Origin of the sequence: Actinomyces sp. oral taxon 170 str. F0386, assembly GCF_000195595.1 — a bacterium.
GTDB lineage: Bacteria > Actinomycetota > Actinomycetes > Actinomycetales > Actinomycetaceae > Actinomyces.
Map to the genome: position 1 here is coordinate 60566 of NZ_GL882516.1, position 12588 is coordinate 73153.

General features: G+C 67.4%; 9 protein-coding genes and 1 riboswitch. Of the genes, 1 reads left to right on the forward strand and 8 read right to left on the reverse strand.

Going from position 1 to position 12588, the window contains the following annotated elements:
• The 7 genes from HMPREF9056_RS02385 to HMPREF9056_RS02415 all read right to left on the reverse strand — a co-directional run.
• Positions 1–1255 (reverse strand): glycosyltransferase family 2 protein (locus HMPREF9056_RS02385; RefSeq protein WP_009402403.1); only part of this gene is annotated, 1255 nt, incomplete at its 3' end.
• Positions 1255–1503 carry a hypothetical protein gene (locus HMPREF9056_RS02390; protein WP_253269902.1) on the reverse strand — a complete coding sequence of 83 codons (249 nt, stop codon included), beginning with the start codon at positions 1501–1503 and terminating at the stop codon, positions 1255–1257. The genes HMPREF9056_RS02385 and HMPREF9056_RS02390, both read right to left, overlap by 1 nt.
• A gap of 334 nt (positions 1504–1837) precedes the next feature.
• On the reverse strand, positions 1838–3226 hold the full coding sequence (gene hisD, locus HMPREF9056_RS02395; RefSeq protein ID WP_009402409.1) for a histidinol dehydrogenase: 1389 nt from the start codon (positions 3224–3226) through the stop codon (positions 1838–1840).
• A gap of 149 nt (positions 3227–3375) precedes the next feature.
• The gene (gene metE, locus HMPREF9056_RS02400) at positions 3376–5766 is read right to left on the reverse strand and encodes a 5-methyltetrahydropteroyltriglutamate--homocysteine S-methyltransferase (RefSeq protein WP_009402412.1); all 2391 of its coding nucleotides are present in this window, start codon (positions 5764–5766) and stop codon (positions 3376–3378) included.
• Positions 5763–6974 carry a methylenetetrahydrofolate reductase gene (locus tag HMPREF9056_RS02405; RefSeq protein ID WP_034513470.1) on the reverse strand — a complete coding sequence of 404 codons (1212 nt, stop codon included), beginning with the start codon at positions 6972–6974 and terminating at the stop codon, positions 5763–5765. The genes metE and HMPREF9056_RS02405 overlap by 4 nt, the downstream gene beginning before the upstream one ends.
• 4 nt (positions 6975–6978) lie before the next feature.
• Positions 6979–7063, reverse strand: a riboswitch (SAM riboswitch).
• Between the two features lie 63 nt (positions 7064–7126).
• A complete protein-coding gene (locus tag HMPREF9056_RS02410) occupies positions 7127–7495 on the reverse strand; it encodes a hypothetical protein (protein ID WP_009402415.1) in 369 nt (122 codons plus the stop codon).
• A gap of 74 nt (positions 7496–7569) precedes the next feature.
• Positions 7570–10005, reverse strand: coding sequence for a right-handed parallel beta-helix repeat-containing protein (locus tag HMPREF9056_RS02415; protein ID WP_009402417.1), 2436 nt, complete (start codon positions 10003–10005; stop codon positions 7570–7572).
• A gap of 186 nt (positions 10006–10191) precedes the next feature.
• Between HMPREF9056_RS02415 and HMPREF9056_RS02420 the strand changes: the two genes are divergently transcribed.
• Positions 10192–10458: an RNA-binding S4 domain-containing protein gene (locus HMPREF9056_RS02420; protein WP_034513472.1), complete on the forward strand. Its 267-nt coding sequence runs from the start codon at positions 10192–10194 to the stop codon at positions 10456–10458.
• Positions 10459–10495: 37 nt separating this feature from the next.
• Here HMPREF9056_RS02420 and HMPREF9056_RS02425 read toward each other — a convergent pair whose 3' ends face one another.
• Positions 10496–12442 (reverse strand): BCCT family transporter, encoded by a 1947-nt coding sequence (locus tag HMPREF9056_RS02425; protein ID WP_253269903.1) that lies wholly within the window; start codon positions 12440–12442, stop codon positions 10496–10498.
• Positions 12443–12588: the final 146 nt, after the last annotated feature.

The window sequence follows — 12588 nt, forward strand, 5'->3', positions numbered from 1 at the left end:
CCCGGGCCACGGCCCGCCAGCCATAGAGGCTGGGAAGGAGCCCGTAGAGGACGAACAGGTGGGAGTAGGCCACGGCCTTGATCAGGCTCAGTCCCTCGCGGCGCTCGATGCGCCAGTAGATCCAGGCGTAGATGAGCGCCGGACCGAAGGCGATGACGTAGGCGCCCACCAGCCACATCCATGACTGCTCCCACCTCAGGACCGCGGCCACGCCGGCAGTCACCATGGTGATGAGGAAGGACAGGGTGAGCAACGAGCCGGTCAGGAGCAGGTAGGGCGTGAGGATCTGCCAGAGCGTGTCGGCGCGTCCCAGCCCCTGCTGCTCCCGGGCGACCGACCGCAGGAGGTGGAGCGCCTGCAGGTTTCCCTGGAACCAGCGGGTGCGTTGACGCATCAGACGACGCATGTTTGTCACACCCTGCTGGTGGACTGATGCCGAGGGCCAGAACTCATTGGCCCAGCTGGTGGCGTTGAGTCGGATCCCCAGGTCGAAGTCCTCGGTCAGGGACCTCGTCCAGGGCCTGGGACCTAGGGCGTCGAGTGCGCTGAGGCGGACGAACTGGGCGTTGCCGCCCATGCCGACGCTGCGCACTCGGCGACGTCCCCGCTGGAAGACCTCGGTGAAGATGACGAACTCCATGTCCTGCATGCGGGCGAGCAGGGAGCCGAACCGGTTGTTGATCCGCACCCCCATCTGTACGGCACCGACCTCCTGGGGGGCGAAGGCCTTACGGACCTCGCCGATGGCGTGGGGGTCGAGTCGGCCGTCGGCGTCCATGACGCCGACGACGACTCTGGAGGAGGACACCGAGGTGCAGCGGGAGCGCACGATCGACAGCGCGTCGTTGAGCGCCTCCCCCTTTCCCAGACGGGCACGAGGAGGACGGCGACGGACCACCTCGACGCGCTCGTCACCGGCCTGGGCGGCCATCCGGGCGGTGTCGTCATCGGAGCCGTCGTCGATGACCATGATGCGCAAACCCGGGTCCGGGATCGAGGTGAGCCGCCTGACGCTCGCCCCGATCACCTCCGCCTCGTTGAGACAGGGCATGAGGATGACGACGAGGAGCGGAGCGTCCGGGTGCGAGGGCCCACCATGCCGCGGAGCTCCTCGGGAGGCGAGCAGCATGAAGAGCGTGTAGACCAGAGCGACGGCGATCATTCCCAGGGCTCCCCACCAACCGATACGGTCGAGGATTCCCAGGGGACTTGAGGGACCCAGATCCATGCGCATGAACGGGAACGGCGTCATCATCACGCCCGCAGGCTCATCATGCCGCCGCGCCGCTGGGCGCGGCGCTCCCCGGTGCGCCGCGAGCGCAGAACCAGGCCACGGGCGGCGCCGTAGATGTTGGTCAACAGGAAGAAGGCCAGGATGATGACGAACACCAGTCCGGCGCAGTCGATGAGGAAGCGGGCGATGAGGGCGGGAGGGGAGCCTGCCGGAGCGACGTACCACACGACGAACAATCCGGTCCCGGCGGCGAATGGGGAGTAGTGCATGAGGCCATCCATCTGGATCCAAGGGGTAGGGCCGGTACCGACTGGCGTCACCGGATGCAGCAAGCAGAGCCAGCCGGTACCAACGCCTCGGTGCGGCGTGCCCGGGGGTGACGGGATGTGGGAACTCAGCCCGTCGGGCACGGCACACCGTGCGTCACAACCAAATATAACAATAGAGTAACGCTACGCAACACTGTGTCAATCAACTATCCGGTCAACCGGTTCTTAGAGAAAGACTCAGAAGAATCTCAAGGGCTGCGATTTCAACGATTGAAACGTCAAAGAGGGAGGACCTTGACGTTGGCCCTCCTTCCTTGACGAACCGGGGAGAAGGTCACAGACGATCACAATCTGTCTCAGCCAGCCGGTTCGGCCGCCTTTTTTCCCTCTTCCGGGCGCGGGCGGCCTCGCCGTGGGCGGGCAGGTCCTCACAGGCGGCCAGGATCTCCAGCGCTGGTGCCATGGCCTCCAGGGCACCGGCGCCGTACTCGATGAGCTGGACCGGCTTGAGGAAGGCCATGACGCTCAGACCGGCGGCGAATCGGGCGGTACCGCCGGTGGGCAGGACGTGGTTGGAGCCTGCCAGGTAGTCCCCCAGGGGCACCGGGCTGTAGGGACCGACGAATATGGCTCCGGCGTTGCGGATCCGACGAGCGACCTCGGGAGCATCAGTGGTGTGGATCTCCAGGTGCTCGGCGGCGTAGGCGTCGGCGACCTCGATGGCCTGCTCGAGGTCGCGCACCAGGACAGTCCCCGACTGCGGTCCGCTCAGGGCGATGGAGGCCCGGTCTTTGTGCCGGGTGGCGCTGAGCCTGCGCTCGAGCGCGGCGTCGACGGCGTCGGCCAGCTCCGGGGAGTCGGTGATGAGGACGCTGCCGGCGTTGGGATCATGCTCCGCCTGGGAGAGCAGATCGGCGGCGACGTACTCGGGGTCGGCGCCGGCGTCGGCCAGGACGGCGATCTCGGTGGGGCCGGCCTCTGCGTCGATGCCGACCGTTCCCATGACGGCGCGCTTGGCGGCGGCCACGTAGACGTTGCCAGGACCGGTGATGACATCAACCGGCTGGCACAGGACCTCTCCCCCAGCGTCAGCACAGTCGGTGTCGTCCTGGACGTCGGCGCCGTAAGCGAGCATCGCGATCGCCTGGGCACCACCGACGGCATAGACCTCAGTCAGTCCCAGTAGCGCGCAGGCCGCCAGGATCGTGGGGTGGGGCAGTCCACCGAACCGGGCCTGGGGCGGGCTGGCCAGGGCGATCTGCTCGACGCCGGCGACCTGGGCGGCCACCGCGTTCATAACCACGCTGGAGGGGTAGACCGCCAGCCCGCCGGGAACGTAGAGCCCTACACGTTCCACCGGGATCCAGCGCTGGGTGACGGTTCCGCCGGGAATCACATCGGTGGAGCGCTCGGAGGGTACCTGGGCGGCGTGACCGGCACGGTTGTGGGAGATGGACAGCTCCAGGGCCTCGCGCACCGCCGGGTCCAGGTCGCTGAGCGCCTGGGCGATGGCCTGAGCGGGAACTCGAAGGTGGGTGGGGCGGACGCCGTCGAAGCGCTGGGCGGCGTCGCGCAGAGCGGCCGCGCCTCGGGAGCGGACGTCCTCGATCAGGGGGGCCACCGCGGCCTGGGCGGTGGTCACATCGAGGGCGGCCCGGGGAAGGGCCTGCGCCAGGCGGCGGGCGGAGAGACGGGTGCTGCGCAGATCAGTGCGGGTGAGCATGCCCTCAAGCCTACCGGCCGCGCGCGAGGCTGCCTGGGCGCCCGAGTGAGTGCGCGCTTGAACGTTGTGCCGGCCAGCGACGCGCAGGGGCGGCCTGGGAGAGCTGCCCTCTCCCAGGCCGCCCCTGCGCCTCTGGTCGCTTCAGAGGCTCACAGGGACTTGCGCACGGCGCGGGCGGCACCGACGAGGCTGGTCAGGCTCGCCTCGGTCTCGGCGTAGGCGCGGGTCTTGAGACCGCAGTCGGGGTTGACCCAGACCTTCTCCGCCCCCAGGGCGTCAACGGCTCGCTGGAGCAGGTCGGTGCACTCGGCCTGGCTGGGAACGCGCGGGGAGTGGATGTCCCACACTCCTGGTCCGAGCTGACGCTCGAAGCCGTGCTCGGCCACAGCAGGCAGGATGTCCATGCGCGAGCGGGAGGCCTCGATGGAGGTGACGTCGGCATCGAGGTGGTCGACCGCGTCGATGACGACGTCGAACTCGGAGTAGCACAGGTGGGTGTGGACCTGGGTGGCAGGGGCCGCCCCTCCAGTGGCCAGACGGAAGGAGCCCACGGACCACTCCAGGTAGGCGGGACGGTCGGCGCGACGCAGCGGCAGAGTCTCGCGGATGGCCGGCTCATCGACCTGGATGACGCCAATGCCCGCCGCCTCGAGGTCGGCGACCTCCTCGCGCAGAGCCAGGCCCAGCTGATCGGCGACCTGAGCACGCGGGATGTCGTCGCGCACGAAGGACCAGGCCATGATCGTCACCGGACCGGTGAGCATGCCCTTGAGGGGCTTGTCGGTCAGGGACTGGGCGTAGGCCGACCACGCCACCGTCATGGGCTCGGGACGGACGACGTCGCCCCACAGGATCGAGGGGCGGGTGCAGCGTGAGCCGTACGACTGGACCCAGCCGTGCTCAGTGGTCACGAAGCCGTCGAGCAGCTCTGCGAAGTACTGGACCATGTCGTTGCGCTCGGCCTCGCCGTGCACCAGGACGTCCAGGCCGAGGCGCTCCTGGAGGGCGACGACGCTGGCGATCTCGGCGCGCATGGCGGTGTCGTAGGCGGCGTCATCGATCTCGCCCTTGCGCCAGGCGGCCCGGGCCTTGCGGATCTCGGCGGTCTGCGGGAAGGAGCCGATGGTGGTGGTGGGGAGCTCGGGCAGCCCGAGGCGCTCGTCCTGGGCCGCCTTGCGCTCGGCGTAGGGGGCGCGGGTGCGGTCGCCCTCGGTGACGGCGTCGACGGCGGCGCGCACCTCGTCGCGGTGCACACCCGGGTGGGCGGCGCGCTGGTTGCGCAGGTCGGTGTCCTGGGCGAGCTCGGCGGCAACGGCCTCACGGCCCTGGGCCAGCCCCTTGGCCAGGGTGATGACCTCACCGACCTTCTGGTCGGCGAAGGCGAGCCAGGAGCGGATCTGCGGGTCGATGGCGGTCTCGCGCTCGACGTCGTGCGGCACGTGCTGCAGGGAGGTGGACGTGGCCACGGTGATGGGGGTGCCCTCGGGCAGGCGCTCACGCAGCTGCTCGAGCGTGCCCAGCGCCGCATCCAGGTCGGTGCGCCAGATGTTGCGTCCTGAGACGACGCCGGCGACGACGGCCTTGTCCTCCAGGGAGGCCAGGTCGCCGGCCTCGGGCAAGGAGCCGGCCACGAGGTCGAGGCCCACAGCCTCCACCGGGGCCTGTCCGAGCACGGGCAGAGCGTCACCCAGGGACCCGTAGGTGCCTGCCACAAGGATTTGAGGACGCTCCACGATGGCGCCCAGCCAGGTGTAGGCATCGCGCACGGCATCGAGAACACGCCGGCGATCGACGTTCCAGGAGTCGGAGACCAGGGCGGGCTCGTCGAGCTGGACCCAGGTGGCACCGGCCTGGTGCAGGTCCATGAGCAGGTGACCGTAGGCGTGAAGGACGTCGCCGAGCCGATCCAGGGGGTGGAAGTCCTCAGCCGCCTCGTCAGAGGGCTTGGCCATCAGCAGGTAGCTGACCGGCCCCACGACGACGGGGCGGACCTCCGCTCCGGTCTCCTTGGCCTCGCGGACCTGGTCCGCGATGGCGGTGTCGACGTAGTCAATGGGGGTGGAGGCGTCGATCTCGGGAACCAGGTAGTGGTAGTTGGAGTCGAGCCACTTGGTCATCTCCAGGGCGGGACGGGCGCCCTCACCTCGGGCCAGCGTGAAGTAGCCCTCGATGTCCAGGGCACCGCCGGCGTCCAGCAGGTCGCGGAAACGAGCAGGCACGGCCCCCAGGGTGGCGGTGACCTGGAGGACCTGGTCGTAGAGGGTGAAGTCCGCGGGCACCGACGCGGGCTGGATGAGCCCCAGGTCCGCCAGGCGCGAGCGGGTCGCCCCGCGCAGCTCGGAAGCGGCGTGTCGCAGCTCGTCGACGCTCAGGTTCCCCTTCCAGAAGGACTCCACCGCGCGTTTGAGCTCGCGGTCCCTACCGATGCGGGGATAGCCCAGGACGGTGGCCCCCGGCAGGGGGGCCGAGGGGACCTGCGACTCGGTCACGGCGATCTCCGCCGGTGAGGCGATGGTGGCCGGCTCAGGGGTGGCGCTCATACGTTCTCCTTGGTGATGGTGGTGTGGGGCTGGACGGGGCGACAGGACGAGGCTGCTGAGCCCGGAGCGCCGCAGCGTAGGAAGGAGGGGCCACGACCGGGGGTGGCCTGGAGGTAGCCTCGATCGACGGCGTCACGCACCTCCCGGTCAGGGGCGGCCCCGGCCAGGATGCCACCCAGACGCAGGTGGCTGATGACATCGAGGGCCGGGCGGGTCCGGTTGAAGGTGTACAGGTGCAGCCCGGGCGCTCCGGCGCGCAGGAGCGCCGTAGCCAGGTCGAGTGTCGCGCCGATGCCGCGCTCCACGAGGGTGGCGCCGCTGGCCGACCCGAGCGAGGATCGCAGAGCGTCAGGCACCTTGACACCGGTGAGTGCCTCGAGGCGGGTGAGCCTGCGCAGGTCGGTCAGAGGAATGACACCGGGAAGAATCGGGATGCTCACGCCCGCGTAGGAGGCGGCGTTGGTCAGGGCCACGTAGTCAGCCGGGTCGTAGAAGACCTGGGTGATGGCCAGGTCGGCCCCGGCGGCCTGCTTGGCGGCCAGGACCTCAATGGCCTCGATGTGGTCGCTGGTGGCTGGGTAGGCGGCCACGGCGATCGTGACGTGGCGCCTGCCGTCGCCGAAGAAGTCGGCCTCGACCTCCCGGATGACCCGAACGAGGTCATCGGCGTGGTGCAGCTCCCCGGCGACGTCGTCGGCCCGGGTGCCAGCAGGAGGATCACCGCGCAGCGCCAGGAAGCGCCGCACCCCCATGCGCAGGAAGCGGGTGACGATGTCGACGGCCTCCTGCTTGCGGTAGCCGATGCAGGTCAGGTGTGCCATGAGGGGGATGGTGCTGGACTCGAGCACGTGGGAGAGCACGCCCTCGGACGGGTTGGTCTCCTCCTGGACGGCGCGCACACGAGACGCGCCATCATCCCGGCCCCCCACACGCTCCGAAGGATCCGCTCCATGCTCTTTCGCACCGGCTCGTGGGACGGGCTCGGACACGAAGGTGGGACGGTAGGTCACTGACACGAAGTCGGGGCCGGTGGCCAGGAGCCTGTCGATTCGCCCCCAGGTGGCCGAGGCGGCCCTGCCCGGGCGCGGGGGGAAGAGCTCCAGGCTGACGGTCGGCAGGGACCGCCTCGCTCCATGCTCACCACTGCCGGAGTGATCGCCACCGCCCCCGACTCCGGCGGTGAGCTCAGTGGGCTCGTTGTCTAGCACGTCGTCTCCATCGATCCTGGCTGAAGCACCCGCGCACCGGGTTGCTGCGGCGTCATCGAACCAGGTCTCTCGGCCGCTCTGGATGGTTGAGCGTATCAAACCATGACCGTACTCCGACCCCACCGGCGTCCCAGATAGCGAGAATCTCCTGCTCAGTCGGCCGGCCGACTCACGCTCCATCTCTCCCAGCAGGCGGCCCGCTCGGGAGGCGCCCAGCCCTCATCTCGGGTTCCGACCTCACCGGTGGCAGCCGACACCACCAGTGACGCCAGGCTGGGCTCGCCCCGGGCTGCGCAGTCGTGGCTGATCATGCTGAGCAGGGGCCCCATATGACGCGGCAGCACGCTCCGTCCGATCGATTCGCTGAGCTCTCCGTAGGTGATGACCTCACGGTGCTGAGCGATATCGAGCAGGACGGAACGTGCTGCAATAGTGGACTGGGCCAGCCTCGGGGAGAGCCGGTACATCCTCTCCCCCACAGGGAATCGGTCACCGATGGCGATGACGAGCGGCTGAGACACAGTGCGATGATCCCGGATGTCCGGGGCTCCTCACAAGATCATACCGCCGAGCCTCGCCCCGAGGCCGGCTCGGATCAGCTGGCCATACGACGACGCACCAGGATGAAGCCGCCTCCTATGGCGATGGCGGCCACCGCCAGCACGATGGCGGTCATGCTGGCGCCGGTCAGCGGAAGCTGGCCACCGCCGGCAGCCGCTGCGGCAGCAGCGCCCTTGCCCTGACCGGCCTCAGCGTTGGCACCGGGCTTGACGACGCTGGAGTTCTTCTGGCCGGCACCCGCCTTGGAGCTGGAGGGGTTGGTGCTCTCGGAGCCCTGACCGGCAGTGCCGGTGGCACCGCCGCCGGCGGTGGAGCCGTTGCCGTCCTGGGGCGCAGCGGTGGCCGAGGGCTGACTGCCTCCGTTGCCACCGTTGTCACCGGCACCACCACCGTTGTTGGCGTCGCCGCCGTTGTTGTTGCCGCCGTTTCCAGCGTTACCGCCGTTGTCGCCACCGTTTCCGGCGTTGTCACCGGCACCCGGGGTGGCGCCGCCGCCCCAGGCGACGTTGACCAGTGCACCGCGGTCCACGGCGACGTTGGCGTTCACACCGAGGGTCTTGGCGACGTCCTCAGGCAGGGCGTGGCCGGTGCCGGAGGCGGGGCTGCCCTCCTTGAGGTGGAAGTCGGAGGTCTTGTCCATCGGGTTGGCGGACTCCTTAACGAAGAACGGGTTGTTCTCCGGCGAGCCGTGCAGATCCAGGCCGTTGGACTCCTTGCCGGCGGCCTTCACGTTGGAATCGGCCGTGAAGTCGGCAAGCTTCTCAGCATTGACCGACTGGCTCGTGCGGTCGGCGCCCCAGTTCCACAGGACCGTCGTCGACAGGGTCGCGGGGTTCTCGTGGCGGTAGTAGGCGTCGTAGTCGATAGTGGAGACCATCTCGTTGGCGTAGACCGCACCGGAGCCGTCCTGGTTGGCCCCACCGAGGACCTGGACCATGGCCGAGTAGCGCCACGGGTCCCCGGGCATGGGAGTGGTCTGCTCGGAGGAGAAGATGTTGTTCATGACTGTGGTGTTGGTGGTGTCCCAGCTCAGTCCGTGCTCAGCGCTCCACTTCTGCACCTGGGTGCACACGCCCTGGTCATTGCGGGCGTTGCAGCCGTCAGACCGGGTGTCCTCCTGGATCCACAGGCTGGTCAGCGCGTGAGAGACGGTGTTGTTCCACACGCGGGTGTCGTTGGACCCGGAGATGTGGATACCGACGCCGGCTCCCGCCACGATGTTGGAGGCGATGAGGTTGTTGGAGGAGACCTCGTTGAAGATCGCCACCGGGACGTTGACGAAGTAGTTGCCGACGACCTCGGAGTCCATCACACCCTCGTCGAACCAGACGCCCGCGCCACGGTTCTGGTCATAGGCCGTGGGATCGGAGATGTCCACGCCGGTGGCCGAGTAGTCCACGGTGTTGTTGGCGAAGCGGATGTTCTTGGAGTGGGTGATCTTGGTGTCGGCCAGGGTGCAGTAGGCACCGCAGTCCTTCGTGATGAAGCCGGAGGTGTTGTTGTTCCTCCACAGGTTGTTCTCTACCTTGGCGCCGCTGGAGTCGTTGATGCCGAAGGCGTTGGAGCCGTTGTTCTCAAACAGGTTGTTCGAGACGACCGCGTTGGTCGAGTCAATGACCTGCAGCGCGCCGGCCGTCGAGGAGTAGCGGAAGGTGGAGTTCTCGATGCGAGGGGCACCGTGAGCGGCCACGATCATTCCACCGCCGGAGATCGTACCGATCTCAGGGTCCTGGTAGTCCCAGCGCTGGACCGCGGAGTACTTCTCCACCGTCAGTCCGGACAGGGCGATGTTGTCAGCGTTGAAGGACAGGGCGCGGGAGTGCTGGACCACCTCGACCTGGTGCTGGCTGGGGTCGACACCGACGACGTAGGAGGTGCCCCGGTGCGGCTTGACGTTGTAGCCGGCCTGGTTGTTGTTCGGGTTCTTCAGGGCGACCGGGTCGGGGTCCTCCACGTAGAAGGTGGACTCGGTGACCTCGGCGCGGCTGAGCACCTGGGTCAGAGGCTTGCCGTCGACGAACACCTGCTCGGGGTGTGCCGCGATCCCCTCCTTGGCGGGGTCGGCGTTGATGGTACAGACCGTGCAGAAGCGGACCATGTCGTTGCCCGTGGACCACTTTCCGTCACCACCGGCGCTCCAGTTGGTGGGAACCTCCGCACCGGTGAGGACCGGCTTGGCACCCTCGGCCGCCTTGATGGTCACACCCTTGTCCACAGCGAGCTCGCCCTCACGGTAAGTACCGTTGGCCAGCTCGACGGTGTCTCCGTTACCGGCCACCTTGAGGGCGGCTCCGACGGTCTGGAAGGGCTTGGCAGCGGATCCGTCTCCCGCGTCCGAGCCTCCTTCAGCCGAGACATGAATGATGTTGCCGTCCGCAGCGGCCGCTTCTGGCGCATGAGTCACGGCCAGAACAGGCGCCGACAGCGATAGAGCGAGTATCGCCATCTGGGCGACGATTCGACGCTTCATGGTGTCTCCGTCTCCGTAGTGTTATCAGAACGCCGTTACCCTACCGTGATAAATGTCGTTTGGCATCCGTTATATCCGCATACTTCTGAGAGACGCTTCTCTCACCCACAGCACCGTTGCAGACCTTTTCGTGGTGCTACCTGGCCCAACGTGCGCAACCTGCTTCCTTTCTGCAAGGATCGAGCTATGACGCACGCAACATCACGGCACACATCCCGATATCCACTCGTCTCAGTGTCTGGAAGCATCAGGCTCGGCCAGTTCCTCAAGCTGGCCGGTCTGGTGGAGGACGGCGCCGAGGCGCGTATCGCCATCCAGTCCAGCGACGTCACGGTGAACGGGACCGTGGAGACGCGTCGCGGACATCATCTCTCCGACGGCGACGTCATCGTCGTCGCCCACCCCGCCGGCCGGCTCGGCGCCGTCGTCGAGCAGCTGGGGTCCGAGGGGTGAATCCGGACCCCAGCCACTGACGACAATCGGCAAGGGCCTACCTGCTCCGATCCCGGTCAGGCTCGTCGGCGGTGTCGCCCTCCGACTCCTGCCCGCCGTCCTCGCCGTTCATACCGCCCTCGCTGTTGGTGGTCGATGACAGCGTGGTGTGCAGCTCGATGGTCTCAACCTCGTGCGGCTCACTGGCCGTAGTGACCGCACTGGTCACCGAGTCGACCAGGACCTGGTTGGCCAGTGAGTGCCGCAGCAGCATGGGGTCGTTGTTGAGGTCCTTGTAGAGCGAGACGCACAGCAGAAGCATGACGAAGACGAAGGGCAGCGCCGAGACGATCGTGATGTCCCTCAGGCCTGTGAGCACCTCCGCAGGGTCATCTCCTCCGGCGAGCAGCATGGCTGAGGCCACACCGCCGGTGGCCACGCCCCAGAAGACGACTGTGAACCGGCTCGGCTCGATCGCACCCTTCTCCGAGAGCCCTCCCATGACGATGGAGGCGGAGTCGGCACCGGTGACGAAGAAGATCGCCACCAGGACGACTGCCAGCACCATGAGCACGATGAGGACCGCCCTGTGCACCGGCATGGCGTTGATCAGGTCGAACAGGATAGTGTCGAAGTTCACGTCGGGCGTGCCGTCGGCCTTGAGATGGACGAGGGCGTCCACCGTTCTCCCGGCGCGCTCGGCCCGCTCCTGGAGACCGATGGCACCGCCGCCGAAGATGGCGAACCAGATGAGGGAGACGACCGAGGGGACGAACATGACCCCAGTGACGAACTGCCGGATGGTGCGGCCGCGCGAGATGCGGGCGATGAACATGCCCACGAAAGGCGTCCAGGAGATCCACCAGGCCCAGTAGAAGATCGTCCAGGAGGACAGCCACTCGGACATGTCCTTGTTCCCGACGGCCGCGGTGCGTGAGGCCATGGCGGGCAGCTCGTTGATGAAGTCACCGATCGCCGAGGGGATGATGTTGAGGATGAACAGAGTGGGTCCGCCGACGAAGACGATGATCGCCAGAAGCACCGCCAGCACCATGTTGATGTTCGACAGCCACTGGATGCCCTTCTCGATACCGGAGATGGCCGAGGCGACGAAGCAGGCGGTCAGGACGGCGATGATGGCGACGAGAGTCCCCGAGCTCACCTTGTCGACGAGATTGGTCGACACCATGCCTCCACCGATTTGCAGGGCCCCCAGCCCCAGGGAGCAGGCGGACCCGAACAGGGTGGCGACGATCGCCAGAATGTTGATGATGCGTCCACCGACCCCATCGATGGCCTGACGCCCGAACAGGGAGGTGAACATCGCGGAGAAGAGCTGGGAGCGTCCCAGGCGGTAGGTGCCGTAGGCCATTCCGAGCCCCACCAGGGCATACATCGCCCATGGATAGATGGTCCAGTGGAACAGGGCGGTGCCCATCGCCGTACTGGCGGCCTTGGCGGTCTGAGGATCGACGGTGTCCGGCGGGGGCGACATGTAGAAGTAGAGCGGTTCACCAACTCCGTAAAAAATCAGACCGATGCCCATTCCGGTGGCGAACATCATGGAGACCCAGGAGCCGGTGGAGTACTCGGGCTCCTCGGCGTCCCCGCCCAGCGGAATCTTGCCGAACCGGGAGGCCGCGACGAAGACGATGAAGACGACGAACAGGGTCGAGGCCAGGACGAACAGCCAACCGAAGTTGCTGATCGTTCCCCCCAGGGCCCACTTGGAGACTCGCCCCAGCCCGTGCGGATCGATGAAGCCCCACACCACGAACGCGATGGTCGCGGTCGCGGCGACGCCGAAGACCACCTTGTCCATTCCCTCACCGATGTCATGAGGCTGGCGGGAGACCGACATTCTCAGGCGCTCGAGCAGGTGACGCTGCCGCCGTTTCACCGTCGCCGGGGAGGTCTGGAAGGCCGGCGTGGCGGCTACCCTCTGAGGAGTCTTCCCCGTCTGCTCTGTCTGCGGGATGCTTTCCCGCCCCTCTTCCTGCGTCATCGTTGGAGGGTTCAGATCCTCGTCGCTCATTAAATAACCTCGTAGACAATACAATACAGCCACTGACTGCTTGCGGACATTACGAGCGTATCAAGGCGCAGAGAGAGTGCCACCTGAGAGAAGGCTTGGAACACCGTCCCACGACC